The sequence below is a fragment of the Pseudomonas sp. W15Feb34 genome (assembly GCF_023127765.1).
Classification (GTDB): domain Bacteria; phylum Pseudomonadota; class Gammaproteobacteria; order Pseudomonadales; family Pseudomonadaceae; genus Aquipseudomonas; species Aquipseudomonas synxantha_A.
Genome location: NZ_SPKN01000045.1, coordinates 225,005 through 248,866 on the forward strand (window position 1 = coordinate 225,005; position 23,862 = coordinate 248,866).

Sequence of the window (23,862 nt, forward strand, 5' to 3'; positions counted from 1 at the left end):
CGTGCCCGTAATCCGACATTGATTTGGGGGGCCGCCGCCACGCGCCATCCATGGCGCGGGGCGGCTAAACCGGCATCCCTGCCGGTTTACCCCCCAAATCCATGTCGAATTCCGGCCAGCGTGGTTTAACGGGGCGCCTAAGATCAAGATCAAAAGCACAGCGAGGCGGCCTTATAGCCGACCTGATCGTTGAAGCGTGCGCGTACCCCTGTGGGAGCGGGCTTGCTCGCGAAGGTCGTTAACGATGACGGGGGAAATCAGAATGAGCGCGGCGCCCTCAGGTTTTTCGCGAGCAAGCTCGCTCCTACAGAAAAGCAGAAGCGCCGCCAGCGTATCTACGATGCGAAGCGAGCCGCTCTTGATCTTGCTTTTGATCTCAAGCGCCCCGTTAAACCACGCTGGCCGAACGCAGGCTTGAATCCGTGGGTAACCCGGCAGGACGCCGGGTTAGCCGCACTGGGCCAGGGATGGCCCATTGCGGCGGCCCACGGATTCAAGCCTTCGTTCGGGCACACCGAGCCTAGGCGAGGTGCCGAGTGGTGGGGCGAGGACCTTTTGCTTACTTTTGGCTGGGCCGGCATTCCGGTCCTTCCAAAAGTGAGCCGCTGTAAGAGCGGAACCCTAAGTGGCCGTTACCGCAGCAATGGATATGTACTCGCCCCCCCCAACATCCTAGTTAGCTGTCAAGCCCCCTCCCACATTTTGACCGCACACCGCTTAGCGTCCGCTCCAGGCCTGGATAAACGGCGTCAGGTCTTCCTTCGGCGCCGTACGCGGCGGGTTCTGCGGCGTGCCCAGGTAAAGGAAGCCAATCACTTCTTCACCCGCCGTCAGCCCCAAGCCTTTGGCCACATGGGCCGAGTAGGACAACTCCCCGGTCCGCCACACCGCACCAATCCCCTGGGCATACGCCGCCAGCAGGATGCCGTGGGCCGCACAGGCCGCCGCCAGCAATTGCTCGGACTTGGGCACTTTGAAGTGCTCCTGCAAACGCGCAATCACCACAACTACCAACGGCGCACGCAGCGGGCCGTTCTGCGCCTTGTCGATGACGGCTTGCGGTGCATCGGCATCCTGCAGCCGGGCGGCTTCGGCCAACAGCGTGCCCATTTGCTCACGAGCTGCGCCTTCTACGGTGAGGAAACGCCAAGGGCGCAATTGACCGTGATCGGGCGCCCGCATGGCGGCAGCGAACAACAGTTCGCGCTGCTCCTGGGTCGGTGCTGGGTCGAGTAAACGCGGCACGGAAACGCGGTTGAGCAAAGCGTCGAGAGCCTGCATTGGCCACCTCCAAAAAAAATGTGTGGTCATTCTAGCGGGAAAGAATCGCGATGCCACCAAACGATAATTGCTCTTATTCAAACCGCCCGGCCCTGTTAGACTTTGCGACCAGATTTTGCCCCCTCGTCCAGGATTCTCGATGTCCCGTTCGCTTTCCTACCTGTCTGCAGCGTTGCTGGCTCTATGCCTGACGGCTTGCGACGACGCCCCTCGCTTCACCAAGGCCGAGCCGGGTGAATCGCGATCCGGTGGCGCGACGACGGTAAACAAGCGCGACCAGAACGCCTTTTCCCTGCCCTCGGCCAACCTGGCACCTAGCCGCCGCCTGGATTTCAGCGTCGGTAACAGCTTCTTTCGCAACCCCTGGGTGATCGCGCCGGCCACCACCACGGCACGGGATGGCCTGGGCCCGCTGTTCAATACCAACGCCTGCCAGAACTGCCATATCAAGGACGGCCGTGGCCACCCGCCGCTGCCTGATGCGCCGAATGCGGTGTCGATGCTGGTGCGCCTCTCCATTTCAAATGCACCGCCCTATGCCAAGCTGATCGAACAGCTCGGCGTGGTGCCCGAGCCGGTCTACGGCGGGCAGTTGCAGGACATGGCCGTGCCTGGCGTAACGCCGGAAGGCAAGGTGCGGGTCGACTACAGCCCTGTCCAGGTCAGCTTCAAGGACGGCACCGTCGTCGAACTGCGCAAACCCGACCTGAAAATTACCCAGCTCGGCTACGGCCCGATGCACCCCGACACACGCTTCTCGGCACGCATCGCGCCGCCGATGATCGGCCTGGGCCTGCTCGAAGCAATCAGTGACGCCGATATCCTGCGCAACACCGCCCCCGAGACCGCCGACAAAGACGCCATCGTCGGCCGCGCCAATTGGGTCTGGGATGACGCCCAGCATAAAACCGTACTCGGGCGTTTTGGCTGGAAAGCCGGGCAACCCAACCTCAACCAACAAAATGTTCACGCGTTTTCGGGTGATATGGGCCTCACGACCTCCCTGAGACCTTTTGATGACTGCACCGACGCCCAAGTGGCGTGCAAGCAGGCGCCAAACGGCAATGGCCCTGACGGTGAGCCGGAAGTCAGCGACAACATCCTGCGCCTGGTGCTGTTTTACACCCGCAACCTCGCGGTGCCTGCACGCCGAGACGTCAACACGCCTCAAGTGTTGGCCGGCAAGAACCTGTTCTACGAGGCCGGCTGCCAGGGCTGTCACAAGCCGACATTCACCACGGCTGCCAACGCCGCCGAACCCGAGCTGGCCAATCAGGTGATACGCCCCTACAGCGACCTGTTGTTGCACGATATGGGCGAAGGCCTGGCCGACAACCGTACCGAATTCAACGCCACTGGCCGTGAGTGGCGCACCCCGCCGCTGTGGGGCATTGGCCTGACACAAGCCGTAAATGGTCACACCCAGTTCTTGCATGACGGCCGCGCCCGCAACCTGCTTGAGGCCGTGCTGTGGCACGGCGGGCAAGCACAAGCGGCGCAGCAACATGTGTTGTCATTTAACGCCGAACAGCGTGCCGCGTTGCTGGCGTTCCTGAATTCTTTATAAGCTTTGCCCCACTTACAGAAGGGAGCTCGACATGTTTCGTCCCAAGTTGTTGTTCACCAGCCTGGCCGCCCTTGCCCTGGGCGCGTGCTCGCCCCAGGACCCGCAAGCGGTGACCTCGGCGGCCATCGCCAAGCAGGTGATCCTGCCGACCTACAGCCGCTGGGTTGAAGCCGACCGTCAGCTGGCCGTCAGCGCCCTGGCCTACTGCCAGGGCAAAGAAAGCCTGGACACTGCCCGCGCCGACTTCCTGCACGCACAAAAAGCCTGGGCCGAGTTGCAACCGCTACTGATCGGCCCGCTGGCAGAAGGCAACCGCGCCTGGCAGGTGCAGTTCTGGCCGGACAAGAAGAACCTGGTAGGTCGCCAGGTCGAGCAACTGGTCAGCGCCCAGCCGCAGATCGATGCGGCCGCCCTGGCCAAATCGAGCGTGGTGGTGCAGGGCCTGTCGGCCTACGAATACATCCTCTACGACGCCAAGCCCGACGTTGCCGACGAAGCCCAGAAAGCCCGCTACTGCCCGCTGCTGACGGCCATCGGCGAGCGTCAGAAAGCCCTGGCGGAAGAGATCCTCGCCAGCTGGAACAGCACCGACGGTATGCTCGCGCAGATGACCAAGTTTCCGAACCAGCGCTACGCTGATTCCCACGAAGCCATTGCCGATCTGCTGCGCGTGCAAGTAACCGCACTGGACACCCTGAAGAAAAAACTCGGCACGCCGATGGGCCGCCAGACCAAGGGCATCCCGCAACCCTTCCAGGCCGATGCATGGCGCAGCCAGTCCTCCCTGCAAAGCCTGGAGGCCAGCCTCGCCGCCGCCCAGACCGTATGGGTCGGTGTCGACAACAAAGGCCTGCGCGGCCTGCTGCCGAGCGATCAGAAGCCGTTGGCCGAGAAGATCGACGCCGCCTATGCTGCGTCCCTGAAACTGTTCGCCAGCAACCAGCGCTCCCTCAACGAACTGTTGAACGATGACGCCGGGCGCCAGCAACTCAACGATATCTACGACAGCCTCAATGTGGTCCATCGCCTTCACGAGGGCGAGCTGGCCAAAGCGTTGGGCGTCCAACTGGGCTTCAACGCCAACGACGGTGACTGATGATGCTCAGGCGACAGGCTTTGGCACTGGGTAGCGTGCTGCTCAGCGCCCTCACGTTGGGCGGCTGGACGCTGTTCAAAGGCAAAGACAAGGGACCGCTGCTGCTCTCGGCACGCGATGATGCCGACGGCAAGCACTACGCTGTCGGCTATCGCCTGGACGGCAAGCCCGTCTTTGCCACCCAGGTCGGCCAGCGCTGTCACGACATCATCAACCACCCCACACGGCCAATTGCGCTGTTCGTCGCCCGTCGTCCGGGCACCGAGAGCTACCTGATCGACCTGCGCGATGGCACGCTGCTGCAAACCATCACCTCAAAGGCCAACCGGCACTTTTACGGCCATGCGGTGATCCACAAGAGCGGCGAATGGCTGTACGCCACCGAGAACGACACCTCAGATCCCGGTCGTGGGTTGTTGGGTGTGTATAAGTTCGAAGGCGAGCGGTTGGTACACAGCGGCGAGATTTCCACCCACGGCATCGGCCCGCACCAGGTCTCCTGGATGCCCGACGGCGAAACCCTGGTGGTGGCCAACGGCGGCATTCGCACCGAAGCCGAAAGCCGCGTGGAGATGAACCTCAACGCCATGGAACCGAGCCTGGTGCTGATGCAGCGCGATGGCACCTTGATCAGCAAGGAAACGTTGGGGCAGCAAATGAACAGCGTGCGCCATATGGGGATCGCCAGCGATGGCACCATCCTCACCGGGCAGCAGTTCATGGGGCCGTCCCAGGAGCGTTCCGAGTTGCTCGCAATCAAGCGCCCGGGCCAGCCTTTTATGGCGTTCCCGGTAGCCGATGAGCAACTGCAAGCGATGGGGCACTACACCGCCAGCGTGGCGGTGCACAGCGAACTGCGCCTGGTAGCGCTCACGGCGCCGCGTGGCAATCGTTTCTTCATCTGGGATATGGACAGCGCCGAGCTGCGCCTGGATGGGCCGTTGCCCGACTGCGCCGGTGTGGGTGCAGTGGCGGACGGGTTTGTGGTTACGTCGGGACAGGGACGTTGCCGCTTCTATGATTGTCGTCAGGAACGACTGATGGCCAAGCCATTGGAATTACCGGCGGGGTTTTGGGATAACCACCTGCACCTGATCTGAAAATCGCCCCTCTGCAGGAGCGAGCTTGCTCCTACCGTTAAAGCGTCAGGCGTAAAAAAAGGGCCTCGCATCGCAAGGCCCTTTCCAGGAGTTTTACTCGTTTCAACTTTGCGGCCTCATTGCTTGAGACATCCCGAACATGAATAGCAGCAAATCATGATCAGGCCTGGCCGCCACACTTGCCTTGGCAATCCGCGGCAGCAGGCATTGCCCGCCACCGTCTACCGCACTGAGCACTTGTGTGCGAGGTTGTTCCCACGCTGCCAGGGCAAGGGCTGAAATGCCCAACGCCCCGACCAAAAACAAACCTCGTGCTATTTCTAGCTTCATCTGGTTAAACCCTTGATAGCGCTGCCAAACGCTGTCTCGTAAAAGTAGCTGAGTTTTTTCCAGTCGGTATCGTTCCACGACGAATGGCGGCGCAATTGCAGCATGTCATGGGACGCGGCCCGATAAGCGGTCAAACGCTGGCGACATTTTTCAAAATCCAGCAGGGCCACTTCCACAATCGCCGCATCAGGCTCACCGGTTACCCGCACGAAAATGTGCTTGATATACAAGCAACCGTGCTGCCAGCGACCCTTGTGCATACGGGCCAGGGTGCCGGCCAGCTCCTGGAGCAAACGCTCGTGGACCGCCTCGCCGTACTGCTCACGGCCACCGGCGGCGTACCAGTTTTCGATCTCGTCGAAACCGTCCAATGACGCGGTCACCAACAGGGCTTTCCATTGATGCTCCGGGTCGCGTCGCGCCTCGCAAAACACCAACTCCGGCACGCGCACATCCAGCAAACGCAGGCCCTTTAAGGCATCACGCTCACGCAGCACGGTCGGACGCCCGAATGGATGCAACCAACTGCGGTAGATGTGCCCGGTCTGACGCTTGCAATACAGCAAACGCCCATTAGGGCTGACCACTCGCTGCACACCACTTTCACCGCCACGCCGGCGATTGGGTTCTTCGACCCACTCACCCTTCTGGCGCCAGAAATAATCAAACCGCTCCTCGGGAGCTACATGACTGCCTGCTACGCACTCAACTGCCATCTGTTACCTCTTGCGCAATACATACACTCGCCACATGGCGTAGAGCGGTATGAAGTCCAGGGACTCCTGAACACGGAAACCGGCCTGCTCGAATTCTGCCTCGACAGTAGCAGCCGGTAACACAAACCGGTTTTGGTAACCTTCCTGCTCACCTCTTTTGCGACGACGTACTTCGCTGCGCTTGCGCTTCCAGGCCTTGAAATTGCCGTCCACCCACAGCGAAATAATCACGCTGTCACGGGTAACTCGCTGAAACTCACGCAGTATTGTCAGCCTGTGCTCCGCTTCACCGATGTGGTGCATCAAGCGCATGCAGAAAATACTGTCGACGGAGTTATCTGGCAAATCGATATCAAAGGCAGATGTCTGCAAAGGGCGTACCCGTTTCACCACCTCCGCCGGTTGCGCGGTGGTGGCGATCTTCAACATCGACGCCGAATTGTCAGCCCCGATAATCACACGGTTGGGTTTTTCGGCCAGCAACGGCCAGAAACGTCCAGCGCCACAAGGCAGGTCCAGCACCAGGCCCGGCTCACCGGCCATGGCCAGTGCACCACGCGCCAGTTGCTCGTCGCGTTTGTGGGACAACCGGCGAGCCAGATTGTCCTGATGTTTGAGCAAATATTGTTGCGCGTGTTGATCGTCGTACTTTTCGGAAAATTCCAACTTGATTGGGGAAGGCATCGTACGTCTCCGGTAACTGATGCCTGCAACCTTAAGCAGTTAAACGTAATCAACAGGTCAACTCATTGTGAAAATCTTGTCCTGTCCAACTGCATACATTTCAAGACTTTACAGAAACATTCAGTAGCATCGGGCCATCTTCGCTGAAAAGCAGGCAGTCTGCATCCGCAAAACGACAGACTGAACGGTCAGCTTTTGACCTGGCTCAGCTCCACATGAAAACGGCAGCCATTGGGCTCCATCGTCGTCAGGCTCACGCTCCAGCCCTGGCTCTCGCAGATCCGTTGCACCAGCGACAGGCCGAGCCCCAGCCCCTCGCCACGGTTCTCACTGCCGCGCACAAAAGGCTCGAACATCGCTTCGCGCTTGTCTTCAGGAATGCCCACGCCAGAGTCCTCCACCACAAAACCACTCGGCTCCAGCGTGAGGCGGATAAACCCTTGCTCGGTGTAATGCAGTGCATTGCGCAACAGGTTACCCATCACTGCGTGCAGGAACGTGGTGTTGTAGCGAGTATCCAGAGGATTGCCAGGGCAGTAGATCAACTCAAGGCCTTTTTGCTCGATGGGCCCACGCCAGATCCCAAGCAAATCTTCGGCGACCTGCGTCAGGTTGACCTGAGCCGACATGACAGCATCATCGTGTTTGGCGCGGGCCAGCATCAGGAAGGTCTGCACCAGTTCACGCATTTCCTCACAGGCCCGCGCGATTCGCTGGACCTGGTTACGGCCGCGTTGATCGATGGCGGGGTTTTCCAGCAGCAGCTCACAGGAGCTGGCCAACACCATCAAGGGCGTGCGCAACTCATGGCTTACATCGCTGGTAAACAACTGCTCACGGGACAACGCTTGCCGCAGGCGCCCCAGCGTGGCATCGAACGCCACCGCCAGCTCGCCCACTTCATCGGCTGCATAATCCGGTGCCAAGGGCGGCGCCAGCCCTAATAACTGGTCACGATGCCGCACCTGGCGAGCCAGGCGCACTACCGGCGCCATCACCTTGCGGGCCAGCACCCAGCCGAGGAACACCGCCAGCGCCAGGCTGAGCACGAACCCCACCAGCACCACGGCAAACAGCACGCGCTCGCGCTCTTCAAAATCGCTTTGATCCTGCAACAGCACATAACGCCGACCGTCGATCACCTCGACCATGGCGTGGTACGACAGAGACTCGCGAAATACTTCGTGGAAGCCCGGGTCCAGATGCCGAAGATCCTTGGGCAACTCGAAATCGCCTTGGCCGCCGCTAAAGTAAAACAACTGGTCCGGCTCCGGCCGATGTCGCCAGTCTTCCATGCTGTCCATCAACAGCAGGCGTTGCAGGTCACCGCCCAGGCCCGCCGAGATCAGCTTCTCTTCCACCAGGTGCACCGTCGCAACGATCCCCATGGCGAAGGCCCCCGCCACCAACGCACTCATCAAGGCAAAGGCGATGATGATCCGTTGGGCAAGGCTTTGTCTAAACTCCATCACGTCCCTCGGCCAAGCGATAACCCACCCCGTGCACCGTTTGCAGCAACGGCTTGGCAAAGGGCTTATCGATCACCTGGCGCAATTGGTGAACGTGGCTGCGCAGGCTGTCGCTGTCCGGGCAGTCATCGCCCCACAGGGCTTCTTCGAGAATTTCCCGGCGTAGCACGTGCGGGCTCTTCTGCATCAGCACGGCCAGCAGTTTCAGGCCGACGGGGTTGAGCTTGAGCAGGCGCCCTTCGCGGGTGACTTCCAAGGTATCGAGATCGTAGCTCAGGTCACCCACCTGCAGGGCGCGGCGGCCACCACCCTGGGCACGCCGCAACACCGCCTCGATCCGCGCGGCCAGTTCCGACAAGGCAAATGGCTTGAGCAGGTAATCATCAGCCCCGGACTTGAAGCCTTGCAGGCGGTCATCCAGTTGATCGCGTGCGGTGAGCATGATCACCGGCGTATCGCGCCGTGCGTCTTCGCGCAGGCGTTTGCACAGGGTGTAGCCATCGATGCCAGGCAGCATGATATCGAGCACGATCAGGTCGTAATGCTCGGTGGCCGCAAGGTGCAGGCCCGACAAGCCGTCCTGCGCACAGTCCACTGTGTAGCCTTTGAGCCCCAGGTAATCGGCCAGGTTGGCCAGAATATCGCGGTTGTCTTCAACCAATAAAATTCGCATGGGCAGTGTCTCCGTACGCGGTAACAGCCGTGTTGGCTCGCGCAGCTTAAGGCCAAGCGGGGCTCAGGGATAGAGCTGAAAGGCCCACTGATGAGGGTTTTCAACTGATTACAGGGACAAACGAGTTTTTCACTATAGCTTCACAAACAGACCACAGTGTCAGGGTGAAGATCGCGTCCATCGATCTAAGGAACCTGGACATGGGCTTTCTCAAAACAGCGCCAATGCGCTATTTGCTGTTGATAACCGCTGCCTGGTTATTGGTTTTCCTGCTTACTCGCAGCGTGTTGCTCGTGACTCACCTGAATGAAGTGGGCGGCAACTTGCTGCCGGTGTTTGGCGTGGGTCTGGTCTACGACCTGGGCTTCCTCGCCTATGCGGCCTTGCCGCTGGGCTTGTATTTGCTGCTCTGCCCACCCGCACTGTGGCGCCGCCGCGGCCACCGCTGGTTCTTGCAGGCGCTGCTGACAATCAGCCTGTTCGCCATGCTGTTCACCTCGGTGGCCGAATGGCTGTTCTGGGATGAGTTTGGGGTGCGCTTCAACTTTATTGCGGTCGACTATCTGGTGTATTCCGATGAGGTGCTGAACAACCTGCTGGAGTCTTACCCGATCGGCAAGCTGCTGAGCCTGCTGGCAATGCTGGCGATCCTCATGAGCCTGGCCCTGCGTAAACCCTTCAATGCCGCCATGGCGGCACCTTTGCCGGCACTGCGTGGCCGTTTGGTCAATGCCCTGGGCCTGTTGGTGGTCGCCGGCCTCAGCCTGCAACTGATCAGCCAGGACAGCCCGCGTGCCCAGGGCGGTAACGCTTACAAGAACGAACTGGCCAGCAACGGCCCTTATCAATTCTTCGCTGCGTTCCGCAATAACGAATTGGACTACACCCAGTTCTATCAGAGCCTGCCCACTGACGTGGTCGCCCGGCAACTGCGCGCCGAACTCAGCGAGCCCAATGCGCGCTTTATCGACCCGGACCCGCTGGATATTCGCCGCGCCATCACCAACCCGGGCACACTGCGCAAGCCCAACATCGTGCTGGTCACCATCGAAAGCTTCAGCGCCAAGTACATGGGCAGCAACGGCGATCAACGCAACCTCACGCCCAACCTGGATGCATTGCGCAAACAAAGCCTGTACTTCAATAACTTCTATGCCACCGGGACACGAACCGACCGGGGCCTGGAAGCCATTACCCTGGCGATCCCACCCACGCCAGGCCGCTCGATCGTCAAGCGCATCGGTCGTGAAAGCGGGTTCGCGAGCCTCGGCCAACAACTCACGGCCATCGGTTACGACAGCGTGTTTGTCTACGGCGGTCGCGGTTACTTCGACAATATGAACGCGTTTTTCAGCGGCAACGGGTATCGGGTCGTGGACCAAAGCAGCGTGCCCGAGTCAGAAATCTCGTTCAAAAATGCCTGGGGCATGGCCGACGAAGACCTGTTCAAACAGACGCTTAAACTGGCCGACGCCGACTACGCCAAGCAACAGCCGTTCTTGCTGCAACTGATGACGACTTCCAACCATCGCCCCTATACCTACCCGGATGGGCGCATCGATATCAAATCCGGCAAGGGTCGCGATGGTGCAGTGAAATACACTGACTACGCCATCAACCAGTTCCTTGAAGCTGCACGCCAGAAACCCTGGTTCGACAACACCATTTTTGTGTTCGTCGCCGACCACACGGCCGGCAGCGCAGGCAAGGAAGACCTGCCGATCACCAACTACCAGATCCCGTTGTTTATCTACGCGCCCAAGCTGATCGACGCACGGGAATCCGCGCAACTGGCCAGCCAGATCGACCTTGCGCCGACCTTGCTGGGCCTGATCAACCTCAGCTACGAGTCGACGTTCTTCGGCCGTAATCTGTTGCAAGACAACCCGCTGCCACCGCGAGTCGTGGTGGGCAACTACCAGCATCTGGGCTTGTTTGACGGCAAGGACCTGGCAATCCTCAGCCCGCGCCAAGGCTTGCGTCGCCACGACCAGGCCCTTGGAGAAAGCCAGGAGTTGCGCGTCGGCAGCGATGACCCATTGATCCAGCGGGCAATTACCTACTATCAGGCCGCCAGCTACGACTACAAACAGCAACTGCTGAGCTGGAAAGCGCTCAAGGAAGAGGCTCCAGTCTTAAGCAAACGCTAATCAAAAAGCCCCGTGCAGGTGAGCACGGGGCTTTCTCACCAAGGTTCGTGATGAAATCCCCCTCTTCTTTACCGGTTTCCAAACCGCTCAATTTCTGGCTGTGCCTGGGCCTGCCTGCCGGCGCCGCAGTGGTCTTGCTGTTGCTGGAACTGACCTCATTGGACATGGACCTGGCCAGGCGCTTCTACAGCGCGGAGGCTGGCGGCTTCATCGGCCGCTATAGCTTCTTCCTTGAAGACATCCTGCATGATCGGGCCAAGCAACTGGTGATCCTGTTTTCGGTACTGGCGATCCTGGGGCTGGTCGGCAGCTTCATTCTGCAACGACTCAAGCCGTACCGCCGCGAACTGGTGTGCCTGGTGCTGTCGCTGGGAATGGCGACGGCGTTCGTGTCGCCACTGAAAACCATCACCGCCGTGCAATGCCCCTGGAGTCTCAAAGAGTTCGGCGGCCAGGAAACCTACAGCGAACTGCTCAGCCCGCGCCCACCTACCGATAAACCTGGCCGCTGTTGGCCCGGCGGACATGCAGCCACCGGTTTTGCCTTGTTCGCCTGGTTCTTCGCGCTGAGGGATCGGCGACCACGACTGGCGCGCAACGCGTTCATTTTTGCCGTCAGCCTGGGCAGCGTCTTCTCAGTCAGCCGTATGCTGCAAGGGGCACACTTTTTTTCCCACAACGTGTGGACAGCGATTTTTTGCTGGCTGATTTGCCTGGGTTTGTATTGCCTGTTGCTGTACCGGCCTTCACGGCAAGCCGTAATGCCGATCAGTTAAGCGAATGCAATGCTCAACGCAACGAAGATCAAATGTGAGAGCTGGCTTGCCTGCGATTGGCATGGGTATCAACACAACTTTACAGTCGCCAACAGTAACCACGATGCGAAGCGAGTCGCTTTTGATCTGCTTTTGATCTCAGGCGCCCCGTTAAACCACGCTGGCCGGAATTCGACAGGGATTTGGGGGGTAAACCGGCAGGGATGCCGGTTTAGCCGCCCCGCGCCATGGATGGCGCGTGGCGGCGCCCCCCCCAAATCCATGGCGGATTACGGGCACACCGAGCCTAAGCGAGGTGCCGAGTGGTGGGGCAAGAGCGTTTTGCTTACTTTGCCGCTTTTGCAAAGTGAGCCGCCGTCAGGGCGGAACCCTAAGTGGCCATTACCGCAGGAATGGATATGTACTCGGTATAACTGTGTCGGCTGGCAGGCCGCCATCGGGAGCAAGCCCCCTCCCACATTGGGACCGAGGGGCGTCAGGTAGATAGGCGTCGGCTGGCAGGCCGCCATCGGGAGCAAGCCCCCTCCCACATTTGGATCGCGGGGTGTCAGGTAGATAGGCGTCGGCTGTCAGGCCGCCAGCGGGAGCAAGCTCCCTCGCCACAGGTCCAGTGTCCTACCGAAGTTGAGTAGATACAGCCGCTCACAAAAAAGCCCCGCCTGCATCACTGCAGGCGGGGCTTTTTATAGCGCCGGGTAAGGCTGGCTTACATCATGCCGCCCATGCCACCCATGCCGCCCATATCTGGCATACCGCCGCCAGCTGCGCCTTCAGCCTTCGGCTTGTCGGCGATGGCAGCTTCGGTAGTCAGGATCAGGCCACCGATGGAGGCTGCCGCTTGCAGCGCGGAACGGGTCACCTTGGTAGGGTCCAGGATGCCCATTTCGATCATGTCGCCATAGACGCCAGTCGCAGCGTTGTAACCGTAGTTACCTTTGCCGTTCTTGACTTCGTTGACCACAACGCTTGGCTCGTCGCCGGAGTTGGCAGCGATCTGGCGCAGCGGTGCTTCAACGGCACGACGCAGCACAGCGATACCAACGTTCTGGTCGGCATTGTCGCCGGTCAGGTTGGTCAGGGCTTCCAGAGCACGGATCAGCGCAACGCCACCGCCAGGTACCACGCCTTCTTCAACGGCTGCACGGGTTGCGTGCAGGGCGTCTTCAACGCGGGCCTTCTTCTCTTTCATTTCAACTTCGGAGCCAGCGCCAACCTTGATCACTGCAACGCCGCCGGACAGCTTGGCCAGACGCTCTTGCAGTTTTTCACGGTCGTAGTCCGAGGAGGTTTCGGCAACCTGGGCACGGATCTGCGCGATACGGGACTCGATGTCGCCTTCAACGCCAGCACCGTCAACGATGATGGTGTTTTCCTTGGAGATGGTCACGCGCTTGGCGCTGCCCAGGTTTTCCAGGGTGGCGCTTTCCAGGCTCAGGCCGATCTCTTCGGAGATAACGGTACCGCCAGTCAATACGGCGATGTCCTGCAGCATGGCCTTGCGACGGTCGCCGAAGCCTGGAGCCTTGACGGCTGCAACCTTGACGATGCCACGCATGTTGTTCACAACCAGGGTGGCCAGGGCTTCGCCTTCAACGTCTTCGGAAACGATCAGCAATGGGCGGCCGGCTTTGGCAACGGCTTCCAGTACTGGCAGCATTTCGCGAATGTTGGAGATCTTCTTGTCAACCAGCAGGATCAGCGGGTTGTCCAGCTCGGCAACCATGGTCTCTGGCTTGTTGACGAAGTACGGAGACAGGTAGCCACGGTCGAACTGCATGCCTTCTACAACCGACAGTTCGTTTTCCAGGCCCGAGCCTTCTTCAACGGTGATCACGCCTTCTTTACCGACTTTTTCCATGGCTTCGGCAATGATGTCACCGATGGAGCTGTCGGAGTTGGCGGAGATGGTGCCGACCTGAGCGATGGCCTTGGTGTCGGCGCATGGCTTGGACAGGTTTTTCAGCTCGGCAACGATGGCGATGGTCGCCTTGTCGATGCCACGCTTGAGGTCCATAGGGTTCATGCCGGCAGCGACGGCCTTGTAGCCCTCGTTGACGATCGCCTGAGCCAGTACGGTAGCGGTGGTGGTGCCGTCGCCTGCGTCGTCGTTGGCACGGGAGGCAACGTCTTTGACCAGCTGCGCGCCCATGTTCTCGAAACGGTCTTCCAGTTCGATTTCTTTGGCGACGGAAACGCCGTCCTTGGTGATGGTCGGAGCGCCGAAGCTCTTCTCGATGATCACGTTACGGCCTTTCGGGCCCAGGGTCGCTTTTACTGCGTCAGCCAGGACGTTGACACCGGTGAGCATTTTCTTGCGGGCGGAGTCGCCGAATTTAACTTCTTTAGCAGCCATGATCGATATTCCTTAAATACTTTGTAGTAACGGGAAAATGAGCGAGGAAATCAGTCTTCCAGTACGGCGAGAATTTCGTTCTCAGCCATGACCAGCAGGTCTTCGCCGTCGACTTTCACAGTGTTGCTGCCGGAGTAAGGGCCGAAAACAACCTTGTCACCCACTTTCACGGCCAGTGCGCGTACATCACCGTTCTCCAGGGTCTTGCCTGGGCCAGCAGCGACGATCACACCGTGGTTGGCTTTTTCAGCAGCCGAACCTGGCAGAACGATCCCGCCAGCGGTTTTCTTTTCTTCTTCGCTGCGACGGATTACGACGCGGTCGTGCAGAGGACGAAGCTTCATTGTCGATCTCTCCTAATTGTGTTTTTCATCGGCCGGTATCAATTCCGGCGGGTTAAATTCCGGCGGTGCCGGTCGCGGCTCGCTGGGCGAGACGCGGAAGTCTGTCTGATGTCACCACCAGAAACCTTGCGGTGACCGTTACATAAGGGCGCATACGCTTATTACAAGGGGGCCGGGAGGAAATTTTTTCTCAGATCGCTCCCCGGGCCAATGCAACACGGCACCCGAAGGTGCCGTGCCAGTGAAGCAGTTATTTGTTGTCGCGGTGTTCGAACTCGCCTTCGATCACGTCGCCTTCACGCCCCAGCGGTTGACGCGGGGCCGGGCCGCCACGGGGTTGCAGGTCGTCGGCAAACGCGCGTTGGCGAATCGCCGCTTCTTCGGCGCGCTGGCGCATCTTGCCGGCCAGCAGTTTGCGGGTAAACGGCAGCAGCAGGACCAGGCCGAGCACGTCGCTGATAAAGCCCGGCAGGATCAGCAGGCCACCGGCCAGGGCCATCATCAGGCCCTCAAGCATGGTCTGGGCCGGCAGTTCGCCGCGGTTCAGGCTTTCACGGGCACGCAACGCCGTGGCCAGGCCGGCCACGCGCAGCACCAGGACGCCGAGCATGGAGCCTGCGATGATCAGCAGCAGCGCCGGGAAAAACCCGATCGCACCGCTGACTTTGACGAATACGAACAGCTCCAACACCGGGAACAGCAGAAAGAGCAATAAAAAAGGGCGCATCAAATGGTTCCTCAACGCAAGAATGCCTTGCCAGTTCACCTTAGATGACGTCGCCATTGTGTGAATTCAAGCGTCGGCAGTGGTTTTTTTCGGCCACACCACGGCGTGAGCCAATGAAACCAGGGCCTCGCGTACTTGTGTCGGTGTGTTGCAAGGCGTCTCGAAAGGCAACCAATGCAAGCTTTGGCCAATACGCAGGTGCATGCCTTCGCTGTCGATGCCGGCCAACTGCGCAGGCTCGCCAGTCGGCAAACCGCTGAGGTCGACGTAATGGGCGATGGCCTTGGTGTGATCGCTGTTCATGTGCTCGATCATGCTGCGCTCGGCCTTGCCGGCGAACGGATTGGCCAGGGTCAACTGGTCGACCCAGTGAATCGCGCCAAACCCACCGATATAACGGTGGCGCACCGGCTTGAGCACCCAGAAATCGAAATCGTGGGCCTTGTGGTAGTTGGCCGAATCGGGGAAGTAGCGGTAGTAACGCTCGGCGGCCGCTTCAATGGCTGCGCCGTCTTCCAGTTTCTCGGCCTCGGCCAGGTAGGTCAGACGCCCCACGGCCTGCACATCATCAGCCTCGCGCTCACCCACCAGCAATGAGCACTTGGGGTCTTTTTGCAGGTTATGGGTGTGCTGGGCGATGCGGCTGATCAGGATCAGCGGGCGGCCCTGCTCATCGAGGCAGTAGGGCACGACCGAGCCGAAGGGAAAACCGGGCATGGCTTTTGACTGTGTGGCCAAAGCCCCACGGTATTCCTTGAGCAACAGCTCTCGGGCGTTCTTGGCAACGTGCGCGCTCAACGTATGACTCCTCGGGTGTTCCGCCGCCCATGGCATATGGGAATGGATCTCAACACAAGGTAATCAATATCCGCGCAGGTTGCCAGAGTGGCCGACGCAGCTTTTACCAGGCCACACCAAAGCCTGCGGTGTAGCGAGTCTTGCTCAGGCTGCTCTCGGAACTGCCGCTGACCTCGTTGCGCTCGGCCTTCAAGTTGAGCGAGGCCCACTCGGTAACCTTGTAGCGCAGGCCCATTTCCGCATCCAGGGAATACTCGGACGGCCCGGCAAGGGGTTTGCCCAATTCGCCGTTGGTGAAGAACTCGACGGTCTTGCCCACCAGGTAGCGGTTGTAGTTCCACTTCATGGCCAGGGAATAGAAGTTGTCCTTGCCGCCGTCGGCGTATTCGTAGTCGGTGCGGTTAACCAGCGAACCGAGGGAGAACGCGCCCAGTTCATCGTCCCAGAACTGATAGCCCGGGCCGGTACCGACAACGCGCTGACGGGCCAGGTCTTCGACCTTGTCGCGCTTGTAGGTCAGGCGACCCTGCCAGAACCAGTGCTCGGTGATGAAGCGGTCCAGGTTGTACTCCAGCGCCCAGTTATCGGTGGTGGTAACGTCGTCCTGGAACTCGCGGTTGTATTCGCCCTTGCCCGTATGACGCCATTGGCCATGACGGGCCGAGGTCTTGAAGTCGATGTCGTAATCGTTGGTGTCTTTGTCGGCACGCTTGTAGTCCAGCGCCAGGTCGACGTTGCCCTTCCACACCAGGTCTTCGATCACTGGCTTGGGCTTCATGATCTGTTGGATGCTTGCCAGGTCGACCGTCTTGGGTGCCTCGCCATTGGCCAGCACAACCTTGCCGTCATCCGACGCCTGCAACGACTTGGCCTTTTCGCCGCTGTAGGCGTCCTGCTTGACCAGCAACTCCTGATCGCTTTCCAGGGTCTTGACCTGCTTCCAGTCCACCGGGATCGAGCCCGCGTAGGTGGTTTGGATCAGCAGTTTGCCACCGTCGAAGACTTTGATCTTGCCGGTCAGCCGGTCGCCGTTTTTCAACCAGACGGTATCGGCGAGCAAGGGCGTGGAAGCACTGAAAACAGCAAGGCACAACAGGGTTCTGGACAACATAAGCAGATACGGGGCTCAGGGGTGGCAAAAAATAGGGGCGTTATAGTGTTACATGGCTAGAACTGACTCAAGGATTTATATTGAGTTCAATGCTCATCGTCATGTTTACAGACGTTTCTGACAAAACCGCGACGATCTCAACGGATATCCCCATAGTGAAGCCACCTGCCGATACGCCGCAAAGCCCCGCCGAAATGCGGCGTACCGCGCTGTACCTGACCTTGTCGCAAGTGCCCGAAGGCTGTGTGGTGAGCTACGGCGAGCTGGCTCACCTGGCGGGTCTGGGCCGTGCCGCCCGATGGGTCGGGCGCACCCTGAGCCAGTTGCCCGAAGACACCCGATTACCTTGGCATCGGGTGTTGGGCGCCGGTGGTCGGATAAGTCTGCCGGCGGGCAGCGCCTCAGGCGACGAACAACGTGCGCGTTTGCGTAGCGAAGGCGTCACTATCTTGAACAATCGTGTTGATATTCAGCGCCATGGCTGGCGTCCGGTAGAGCACAGCGGTTAGAGTGCGCGCTTTGTTTCCGCAAACCTGAGGCAGACTCCAGCCCATGCCCCGTAAAACCTGGCGCGCCGCGCTCGCCGCCTATGCCAGCCCCTCGACATTAGTGCTGTTGTTGCTCGGCTTCGCCGCCGGCATGCCTTACATGTTGGTGTTCTCGACGCTTTCAGTGTGGCTGCGTGAAGCCGGTGTGGCCCGCGAGACCATTGGCTATGCAAGCCTGATCGGCCTGGCCTACGCCTTTAAATGGGTCTGGTCGCCGCTGCTCGATCAATGGCGCTTGCCGTTGCTCGGTAAACTGGGGCGTCGTCGCTCCTGGCTGGTGCTGGCCCAATCGCTGGTGATCCTCGGATTGATCGGCATGGGTTTTTGTGACCCGCAAAAACACCTGTCCTGGTTGATCGCCATCGCGGTGATCGTCGCCTTCGCGTCGGCCACCCAAGATATCGCCGTGGATGCCTACCGCCTGGAAATCGCCGACGACAGCCGCCAGGCCGCCCTGGCCGCGAGCTACATGTCCGGCTACCGCATTGCCGCCCTGCTGGCCACGGCCGGTGCGCTGTTCTTTGCCGAAGGCTTTGGCTCCACCGGCTTCAACTATAAACACTCGGCCTGGACCGGCACCTATGTGCTGTTCGGCGTGTTGATGGTGCCGGCGTTGCTCACCACCTTCCTCATGCGTGAACCTGATGTGCCACTGCGCACCCAGTTGCAGGCCGGGCGCTACAGCTTCGCGCACCAACTGGTGTCGGTGTTTGTGCTGATCGTGCTGTTGGTGTCGGTACCGGCGATGTTCACCCAGCTGTACAACACCGACTTCGCCAGCGTGCTGTTCCAGGGCGTGAGCCTGTGGGAACTGCTGATGGAAGACCGCGCGTTCCTGCGCGCCATCCTTTATATCATCCTCACCACCCTGTGCCTTTCGGCCATGGGCCGCCGGGGCCTGGCGCCGGTGCTGACGCCGGTCAACGACTTTATCCTGCGCTATCGTTGGCAGGCGCTGCTGCTGCTCGGGTTGATTGCCACGTATCGCATGTCCGACACGGTGATGGGCGTGATGGCCAACGTGTTCTATATCGACCAGGGTTTCACCAAGGACCAGATCGCCGGAGTGAGCAAGATCTTCGGCTTGATCATGACCCTGCTCGGCGCCGGCATGGGCGGCCTGTTGATTGTGCGGTTCGGGATCCTGCCGATCCTGTTCATCGGTGGCGTGGCCTCGGCCGGCACCAACCTTTTGTTCGTGATGCTCGCCGACATGGGCCCCGACCTGCAGATGCTGATCGTCACCATTTCCCTGGACAACTTCAGTTCGGGCATGGCCACCTCGGCGTTCGTGGCGTACCTGTCGAGCCTGACCAACCTCAAGTTCTCCGCTACCCAATATGCGTTGCTCAGCTCGATCATGCTGTTGTTGCCACGCCTGATCGGCGGGTATTCGGGGGTGATGGTGGAGAAGTTCGGTTATCACAACTTCTTCATGATCACTTGCCTGCTGGGGGTGCCGACGCTGCTCCTGATTGCATTGCACTGGTTCCAGGAGAACCGGCGCGCCCGGTTGAATCCGCCGCAGGAAGACTGATACGACTCGGTCAATGTGGGAGCTGGCTTGCCTGCGATAGCGATGGTGAACCCAACGCCGCTATCGCAGGCAAGCCAGCTCCCACACAAGCGACGGTTACGACAGATACGCCCCGCCACCTCACGCCTGTACTCCAGCAGCAACCGCCCGTACAATCCCAAGTCATTTCAAGTCCAAGCAACCGACAACGGCCTACCATGCGTACCAGTCAATATTTGCTCGCCACACAGAAAGAAACGCCTTCCGACGCGGTTGTGATCAGCCATCAGCTGATGCTGCGCGCCGGCATGATCCGCAAACTGGCCTCGGGCCTGTACACCTGGTTGCCCATGGGCTTGAAGGTGATGCGCAAGGTCGAAGCCATCGTTCGCGAAGAAATGAACGCTGCCGGCTCTCTGGAAGTGTTGATGCCGAGCACCCAACCGGCTGAGTTGTGGCAGGAATCCGGGCGCTGGGAAGAGTACGGCCCTGAGTTGCTGCGCTTCAAGGACCGTCATGGCCGCGATTTCTGCGCCGGCCCGACCCATGAAGAAGTCATCACCGACCTGATGCGCAACGAGTTGAGCAGCTATAAACAGTTGCCGCTGAACCTGTATCAGATCCAGACCAAATTCCGCGATGAAATCCGCCCGCGCTTCGGCTTGATGCGTGGTCGCGAATTCATCATGAAGGACGCCTATTCGTTCCATGCCGACCAGGCTTCCCTGCAAGCGACCTACGACCGCATGCACCAGGCCTACTGCAATGTATTCACGCGCCTGGGCCTGAAGTTCCGCCCGGTTGAAGCGGACAACGGCTCCATCGGCGGTGCCGGCTCCCACGAATTCCACGTGCTGGCCGAATCCGGTGAAGACGATATTGTGTTCAGCAACGGTTCCGACTACGCGGCGAACATCGAGAAGGCCGAAGCCATACCACGTGAAACCTCGCGCCCTGCTCCCGCCGAGGAGCTGCGCCTGGTCGACACGCCGGACACCAAAACCATCGCGGCCCTGGTGGAGAAATTCAATCTGCCGATTGAAAAGACCATCAAGACCCTGATCGTGCGCGCTGAAGAAGAAGGCAAGCTGATCGCCCTGGTGATCCGTGGCGACCACGAGCTCAACGAAATCAAGGCCGCCAACCAGCCTGGCGTAGCCAGCCCGCTGGTCATGGCCACCGATGCCGAACTGCGCGACGCCATTGGTGCCGGTGCCGGTTCCCTAGGCCCGCTGAACCTGCCGCTGCCGATCATCATCGACCGTTCCGTCGAGCTGATGAGCGACTTCGGTATCGGCGCGAACATCGACGACAAGCACTACTTCGGCGTGAACTGGGAGCGTGACCTGCCGGTTCCGACCGTGGCCGACCTGCGCAACGTCGTAGCCGGTGACCCAAGCCCGGATGGCAAGGGCACCCTGGAAATCAAGCGCGGCATCGAAGTCGGGCACATCTTCCAGCTGGGCAACAAGTACAGCAAGGCGATGAAGTGCGAAGTGCTGGGCGAGAACGGCAAGCCGATCACCCTGGACATGGGCTGCTACGGCATTGGTGTTTCCCGCGTGGTCGCCGCTGCCATCGAGCAGAACAACGACGAGAAAGGCATCATCTGGAGTGACGCTTTGGCGCCGTTCCAGGTGGCCCTGGTGCCGTTGCGCTATGAAACCGAGCAAGTACGCGAAGCCACCGACAAGCTATACGCTGAACTGACCGCTGCCGGTTTTGAAGTGCTGCTCGATGACCGGGACAAGAAAACCAGCCCGGGCATCAAGTTCGCCGACATGGAACTGATTGGCATCCCGCACCGGATCGTGGTCAGTGACCGTGGCCTGGCCGATGGCAATCTGGAATACAAGAGCCGGACCGAAGCGCAAGCCCAACCGTTGCCGGTGGCTGACGTGCTGTCTTTCCTTCAGGCGCGTATTCGTCGCTGAAAACCAGATCAAGAGAAGTCATGTTCAAGCGAAACACCAAAGCCCTGGGGGGCGCCGCCTTGTGCGGCGCCCTGCTGGTCAGCGGCTGCGCCAATCAGATGTCGCAACGCAGTGAGCACGAGGAGCGGATCGAGCGTAAATTGCTCGATCACAGCCTGCAGATCGATGTAGGCGAACCCAAAGTGCTGGAGCTGCCGCAACGCCGGGTTCGCATTCATGAGCAGAAGACCTTCGAGGTCACCGAATTCGAAGTCACCCGTCGTTACGATCGCTACACGCCCTACCAGCCCTGGCGCAAACTCTATGAGATGCCGCTGGGTGCCGTGGCGTTGGTCGCGGGCGTGGGTGCCAACGTGGCGAATATCTTCGCCCTCGGCAACCTGCCCACGAGTGTGACGCGAGACTGGCTGAGCTATGGCGTGGACGGCATCAACCCGTTCATGAACGTGCAATCCCATGGCCGTGCGCAACAGAACCTGGCAGCTATCGATGAAGTCCAGCGCGACAAGCGCCTGGAGTATTCGAGCCTGCCGTGGAGCGAGCGCCCGGTACAAGTCACTGCCGGCAAGCAGACCCATGAGCTGACCACCGACCGCAACGGCATCCTGCGCCTGAACCTGTTGGACAGCCCGTTTGCCGAGCAGGACCTGAACCGCGTCACGACCTTGAAGATCAGCGTGGCAGATGGTCAGGACGATGTGCACACAGACTCGACCCTGGCGGTCAGCAACGGCCTGCGTGGCAAATTGCTGGAAGCCCATGCCTTGATCTACGACGACCTGGAAGATGACGAAGTGAACCAATGGGTGCACCGCGTCAAGCGCCTGTCGGAACTGGGCCTGGAAGAAGAAGCCAGCGAACTGGAACAAAGCCTGATCGAGCTGACCCGCAATGATCCGGAATTGCAGCAGGAGTTTGTGCAGGCACTGACCAAGGATGCGGGGCGGTTGGTCGCAGATCCTGGCGCACGCTGAAATCTGCAGCCTGTTGGAGATCAAATGTGGGAGCAAGCCCCCTCCCACACTTGAGTCTCCCACACTCTCTAATCCCGGTTTCTACCAGGAAAATTCGAGCTGTTCGTTACCGCCGCTCAGGTCCAGCAACCGCACCCCAATCCCCAACAAACGCACCGGCTTGCCCCCGCGATTAAACGCCTGGGTCAGCAACTGCTGATAACTCTCCAGATCCCGCCCTGCCCCCGCCTGCTCCAGCGTCGTCTGGGTAAAGTCATGAAACTTAACTTTGACGAACGGCTTGCCCGGCCGGTAGCTGCTGTCGATGCGTGCCATACGCCCCGCCAGGGTTTCCATCAATTCGGGGAGTTTAGCCAGGCAGCTTGAAAGATCCGGCAAGTCCACATCGTAGGTGTTTTCTACGCTGATGGACTGTCGACGACTGTCGTTTTGCACCACGCGATCATCAATCCCACGGGCCAGGCTCCAGAGTCGTTCGCCAAAACTGCCGAATTCGCGCACCAGCGCCAGTTTGTTCCACTCGCGCAGCTGCAAGCAGTCTTCGATGCCCAGGCGCGCGAGCTTATCGGCGGTGACCTTGCCAACGCCGTGCAGCTTGCTGACCCGCAGCTGCGAGACAAAGTCTTCGACCTGGTCCGGGGTAATCACGAACAGGCCGTTGGGTTTCTTCCAGTCGCTGGCGATCTTGGCCAGGAACTTGTTCGGCGCCACCCCGGCAGACACGGTGATATGCAGCTGGTTGGAGACCCGCCGACGGATGTCCTGGGCAATACGCGTGGCGCTGCCGCCAAAATGCGGGCTGTCGGAGACGTCGAGGTAGGCTTCATCCAGCGACAACGGCTCGATCAAGTCGGTGTAGTCGCGAAAGATCGTCTGGATTTCCTTCGATGCTTCTTTATAGGCATCCATGCGCGGCTTGACGATGGTCAGGTCGGGGCACAGCTTCAAGGCGTGGCGCGACGACATCGCAGAACGAACTCCATACGCACGCGCTTCGTAGTTGCAGGTAGCGATAACCCCCCGCCGGTCCGCCGAGCCGCCCACAGCCAAGGGCTTTTGCGCCAGGCTCGGGTCGTCACGCATCTCGATGGCGGCGTAGAAGCAATCACAGTCGACGTGGATGATTTTGCGCTGCGTCATATAAACGGGGTGTGAACCAACGGGTGGCCAGTATCGCATTCACCCCTGTATATAGCACCAGTAGTTTGATTCTTCCTTCCAAGTGGTAGGAAGTTTCCCCGATGAATTTATTTTCTCAATCGAATTCAGCCTTCCGATAGAGCTGAAAGCCTCAGCCTGACTGGCCCGAAGCGCTTCATGACCCCGCCTTGGAGAGCTAACCGATTGAACCACAAGCGCTTTTGTTTGATTTACAGGTTGACACACTCGCGTTCCTCTGTAGAATGCCGACACACAGACGCGGGATGGAGCAGTCTGGTAGCTCGTCGGGCTCATAACCCGAAGGTCGTCGGTTCAAATCCGGCTCCCGCAACCAAACATCAAAAAAGGCTACTCGAAAGAGTGGCCTTTTTTGTGCTCGCGTGTTTTCTCCCGCTGCGCCTGAAAACACCGCCAACACTTTGATTTCAGAATAATTCGCGCTTATTTGGTCCATCGGCTCATTAACGGTTGACACCTCGCCGCTTGGCTGTAGAATGCCGCCCACAGACGCGGGATGGAGCAGTCTGGTAGCTCGTCGGGCTCATAACCCGAAG

21 protein-coding genes, 1 tRNA gene and 1 pseudogene are annotated in these 23,862 nt (G+C 59.8%); 11 read left to right on the forward strand and 12 right to left on the reverse strand.

Annotated elements, in window-relative coordinates:
• Nucleotides 1-189 precede the first annotated feature (189 nt).
• Nucleotides 190-309 (forward strand): annotated as a pseudogene (locus E4O97_RS27570) (outer membrane lipoprotein carrier protein LolA); the annotation flags it as partial.
• Between the two features lie 408 nt (nt 310-717).
• On the opposite strand, the gene E4O97_RS22880 reads toward E4O97_RS27570, so the two are convergent.
• Complete coding sequence (locus E4O97_RS22880; protein ID WP_248162327.1) at nt 718-1,281, reverse strand: NAD(P)H nitroreductase; 564 nt, start codon at nt 1,279-1,281, stop codon at nt 718-720.
• Between the two features lie 139 nt (nt 1,282-1,420).
• Between E4O97_RS22880 and E4O97_RS22885 the strand changes: the two genes are divergently transcribed.
• Genes E4O97_RS22885 through E4O97_RS22895 form a run of 3 tightly spaced genes read left to right on the forward strand, consistent with a single transcriptional unit; the run spans nt 1,421 to nt 5,044 of the window.
• Nucleotides 1,421-2,848: a di-heme oxidoredictase family protein gene (locus E4O97_RS22885; RefSeq protein ID WP_078822219.1), complete on the forward strand. Its 1,428-nt coding sequence runs from the start codon at nt 1,421-1,423 to the stop codon at nt 2,846-2,848.
• Between the two features lie 31 nt (nt 2,849-2,879).
• Nucleotides 2,880-3,944: an imelysin family protein gene (locus E4O97_RS22890; RefSeq protein WP_078822220.1), complete on the forward strand. Its 1,065-nt coding sequence runs from the start codon at nt 2,880-2,882 to the stop codon at nt 3,942-3,944.
• Between the two features lie 2 nt (nt 3,945-3,946).
• Nucleotides 3,947-5,044: a DUF1513 domain-containing protein gene (locus E4O97_RS22895; protein WP_216092192.1), complete on the forward strand. Its 1,098-nt coding sequence runs from the start codon at nt 3,947-3,949 to the stop codon at nt 5,042-5,044.
• Between the two features lie 102 nt (nt 5,045-5,146).
• On the opposite strand, the gene E4O97_RS22900 is transcribed toward E4O97_RS22895, so the two are convergent.
• The 5 genes from E4O97_RS22900 to colR all read right to left on the reverse strand — a co-directional run bounded on the left by E4O97_RS22900 (nt 5,147) and on the right by colR (nt 8,916).
• Nucleotides 5,147-5,374: a hypothetical protein gene (locus tag E4O97_RS22900; protein WP_005791025.1), complete on the reverse strand. Its 228-nt coding sequence runs from the start codon at nt 5,372-5,374 to the stop codon at nt 5,147-5,149.
• A complete protein-coding gene (locus tag E4O97_RS22905; RefSeq protein WP_005791027.1) occupies nt 5,371-6,090 on the reverse strand; it encodes a lipopolysaccharide kinase InaA family protein in 720 nt (239 codons plus the stop codon). Before E4O97_RS22905 ends, E4O97_RS22900 begins: the two co-directional genes overlap by 4 nt.
• A 3-nt stretch (nt 6,091-6,093) precedes the next feature.
• Nucleotides 6,094-6,774 carry a class I SAM-dependent methyltransferase gene (locus E4O97_RS22910; protein ID WP_005791029.1) on the reverse strand — a complete coding sequence of 227 codons (681 nt, stop codon included), beginning with the start codon at nt 6,772-6,774 and terminating at the stop codon, nt 6,094-6,096.
• A gap of 188 nt (nt 6,775-6,962) precedes the next feature.
• On the reverse strand, nt 6,963-8,243 hold the full coding sequence (locus E4O97_RS22915; RefSeq protein ID WP_005791031.1) for a HAMP domain-containing sensor histidine kinase: 1,281 nt from the start codon (nt 8,241-8,243) through the stop codon (nt 6,963-6,965).
• The gene (colR, locus tag E4O97_RS22920; RefSeq protein ID WP_003175870.1) at nt 8,233-8,916 is read right to left on the reverse strand and encodes a two-component system response regulator ColR; all 684 of its coding nucleotides are present in this window, start codon (nt 8,914-8,916) and stop codon (nt 8,233-8,235) included. Before colR ends, E4O97_RS22915 begins: the two co-directional genes overlap by 11 nt.
• A gap of 200 nt (nt 8,917-9,116) precedes the next feature.
• Here colR and E4O97_RS22925 point away from each other — a divergent pair, with 200 nt between their 5' ends.
• Both E4O97_RS22925 and E4O97_RS22930 read left to right on the forward strand, forming a co-directional pair.
• Nucleotides 9,117-11,066 (forward strand): LTA synthase family protein, encoded by a 1,950-nt coding sequence (locus tag E4O97_RS22925; RefSeq protein WP_078822222.1) that lies wholly within the window; start codon nt 9,117-9,119, stop codon nt 11,064-11,066.
• Nucleotides 11,067-11,116: 50 nt separating this feature from the next.
• Nucleotides 11,117-11,842, forward strand: coding sequence for a phosphatase PAP2 family protein (locus E4O97_RS22930; RefSeq protein WP_216092060.1), 726 nt, complete (start codon nt 11,117-11,119; stop codon nt 11,840-11,842).
• Between the two features lie 706 nt (nt 11,843-12,548).
• Here E4O97_RS22930 and groL read toward each other — a convergent pair.
• The 5 genes from groL to E4O97_RS22955 all read right to left on the reverse strand — a co-directional run bounded on the left by groL (nt 12,549) and on the right by E4O97_RS22955 (nt 17,175).
• Nucleotides 12,549-14,195, reverse strand: coding sequence for a chaperonin GroEL (gene groL / locus E4O97_RS22935; RefSeq protein ID WP_005791041.1), 1,647 nt, complete (start codon nt 14,193-14,195; stop codon nt 12,549-12,551).
• Between the two features lie 50 nt (nt 14,196-14,245).
• Nucleotides 14,246-14,539, reverse strand: a complete 294-nt coding sequence (locus E4O97_RS22940; RefSeq protein ID WP_003193940.1) for a co-chaperone GroES — start codon at nt 14,537-14,539, stop codon at nt 14,246-14,248.
• Between the two features lie 250 nt (nt 14,540-14,789).
• Nucleotides 14,790-15,266, reverse strand: a complete 477-nt coding sequence (locus E4O97_RS22945; protein ID WP_032879654.1) for an FxsA family protein — start codon at nt 15,264-15,266, stop codon at nt 14,790-14,792.
• 66 nt (nt 15,267-15,332) lie between these two features.
• Nucleotides 15,333-16,064, reverse strand: coding sequence for a HugZ family protein (locus E4O97_RS22950; protein WP_078822224.1), 732 nt, complete (start codon nt 16,062-16,064; stop codon nt 15,333-15,335).
• Between the two features lie 103 nt (nt 16,065-16,167).
• Nucleotides 16,168-17,175, reverse strand: coding sequence for a DUF481 domain-containing protein (locus tag E4O97_RS22955; protein ID WP_032879652.1), 1,008 nt, complete (start codon nt 17,173-17,175; stop codon nt 16,168-16,170).
• 194 nt (nt 17,176-17,369) lie between these two features.
• Here E4O97_RS22955 and E4O97_RS22960 point away from each other — a divergent pair, with 194 nt between their 5' ends.
• From E4O97_RS22960 to E4O97_RS22975, 4 genes are all read left to right on the forward strand, one after another.
• Nucleotides 17,370-17,684, forward strand: coding sequence for an MGMT family protein (locus E4O97_RS22960; protein WP_050549437.1), 315 nt, complete (start codon nt 17,370-17,372; stop codon nt 17,682-17,684).
• Nucleotides 17,685-17,727: 43 nt separating this feature from the next.
• On the forward strand, nt 17,728-19,260 hold the full coding sequence (locus tag E4O97_RS22965; RefSeq protein ID WP_078822225.1) for an AmpG family muropeptide MFS transporter: 1,533 nt from the start codon (nt 17,728-17,730) through the stop codon (nt 19,258-19,260).
• Nucleotides 19,261-19,457: 197 nt separating this feature from the next.
• Complete coding sequence (locus E4O97_RS22970) at nt 19,458-21,173, forward strand: proline--tRNA ligase (RefSeq protein ID WP_248162331.1); 1,716 nt, start codon at nt 19,458-19,460, stop codon at nt 21,171-21,173.
• A 20-nt stretch (nt 21,174-21,193) separates the two neighbouring features.
• On the forward strand, nt 21,194-22,147 hold the full coding sequence (locus E4O97_RS22975; RefSeq protein ID WP_248132464.1) for a hypothetical protein: 954 nt from the start codon (nt 21,194-21,196) through the stop codon (nt 22,145-22,147).
• Between the two features lie 81 nt (nt 22,148-22,228).
• Here E4O97_RS22975 and dinB read toward each other — a convergent pair whose 3' ends face one another.
• On the reverse strand, nt 22,229-23,287 hold the full coding sequence (gene dinB, locus E4O97_RS22980; RefSeq protein ID WP_078822226.1) for a DNA polymerase IV: 1,059 nt from the start codon (nt 23,285-23,287) through the stop codon (nt 22,229-22,231).
• Nucleotides 23,288-23,565: 278 nt separating this feature from the next.
• On the opposite strand from dinB, the gene E4O97_RS22985 reads away from it, so the two are divergent.
• Nucleotides 23,566-23,642, forward strand: a tRNA-Met gene (locus E4O97_RS22985).
• The last annotated feature ends 220 nt before the right edge of the window (nt 23,643-23,862 follow it).

What these genes read in the sequence shown, in the direction of transcription:
- E4O97_RS22880 (WP_248162327.1), bottom strand. Translation starts at nt 1,281, where the DNA reads ATGCAGGCTCTCGACGCTTTGCTCAACCGCGTTTCCGTGCCGCGTTTA.
- E4O97_RS22885 (WP_078822219.1), top strand. Translation starts at nt 1,421, where the DNA reads ATGTCCCGTTCGCTTTCCTACCTGTCTGCAGCGTTGCTGGCTCTATGC.
- E4O97_RS22890 (WP_078822220.1), top strand. Translation starts at nt 2,880, where the DNA reads ATGTTTCGTCCCAAGTTGTTGTTCACCAGCCTGGCCGCCCTTGCCCTG.
- E4O97_RS22895 (WP_216092192.1), top strand. Translation starts at nt 3,947, where the DNA reads ATGCTCAGGCGACAGGCTTTGGCACTGGGTAGCGTGCTGCTCAGCGCC.
- E4O97_RS22900 (WP_005791025.1), bottom strand. Translation starts at nt 5,374, where the DNA reads ATGAAGCTAGAAATAGCACGAGGTTTGTTTTTGGTCGGGGCGTTGGGC.
- E4O97_RS22905 (WP_005791027.1), bottom strand. Translation starts at nt 6,090, where the DNA reads ATGGCAGTTGAGTGCGTAGCAGGCAGTCATGTAGCTCCCGAGGAGCGG.
- E4O97_RS22910 (WP_005791029.1), bottom strand. Translation starts at nt 6,774, where the DNA reads ATGCCTTCCCCAATCAAGTTGGAATTTTCCGAAAAGTACGACGATCAA.
- E4O97_RS22915 (WP_005791031.1), bottom strand. Translation starts at nt 8,243, where the DNA reads ATGGAGTTTAGACAAAGCCTTGCCCAACGGATCATCATCGCCTTTGCC.
- colR (WP_003175870.1), bottom strand. Translation starts at nt 8,916, where the DNA reads ATGCGAATTTTATTGGTTGAAGACAACCGCGATATTCTGGCCAACCTG.
- E4O97_RS22925 (WP_078822222.1), top strand. Translation starts at nt 9,117, where the DNA reads ATGGGCTTTCTCAAAACAGCGCCAATGCGCTATTTGCTGTTGATAACC.
- E4O97_RS22930 (WP_216092060.1), top strand. Translation starts at nt 11,117, where the DNA reads ATGAAATCCCCCTCTTCTTTACCGGTTTCCAAACCGCTCAATTTCTGG.
- groL (WP_005791041.1), bottom strand. Translation starts at nt 14,195, where the DNA reads ATGGCTGCTAAAGAAGTTAAATTCGGCGACTCCGCCCGCAAGAAAATG.
- E4O97_RS22940 (WP_003193940.1), bottom strand. Translation starts at nt 14,539, where the DNA reads ATGAAGCTTCGTCCTCTGCACGACCGCGTCGTAATCCGTCGCAGCGAA.
- E4O97_RS22945 (WP_032879654.1), bottom strand. Translation starts at nt 15,266, where the DNA reads ATGCGCCCTTTTTTATTGCTCTTTCTGCTGTTCCCGGTGTTGGAGCTG.
- E4O97_RS22955 (WP_032879652.1), bottom strand. Translation starts at nt 17,175, where the DNA reads ATGTTGTCCAGAACCCTGTTGTGCCTTGCTGTTTTCAGTGCTTCCACG.
- E4O97_RS22960 (WP_050549437.1), top strand. Translation starts at nt 17,370, where the DNA reads ATGCGGCGTACCGCGCTGTACCTGACCTTGTCGCAAGTGCCCGAAGGC.
- E4O97_RS22965 (WP_078822225.1), top strand. Translation starts at nt 17,728, where the DNA reads ATGCCCCGTAAAACCTGGCGCGCCGCGCTCGCCGCCTATGCCAGCCCC.
- E4O97_RS22970 (WP_248162331.1), top strand. Translation starts at nt 19,458, where the DNA reads ATGCGTACCAGTCAATATTTGCTCGCCACACAGAAAGAAACGCCTTCC.
- E4O97_RS22975 (WP_248132464.1), top strand. Translation starts at nt 21,194, where the DNA reads ATGTTCAAGCGAAACACCAAAGCCCTGGGGGGCGCCGCCTTGTGCGGC.
- dinB (WP_078822226.1), bottom strand. Translation starts at nt 23,287, where the DNA reads ATGACGCAGCGCAAAATCATCCACGTCGACTGTGATTGCTTCTACGCC.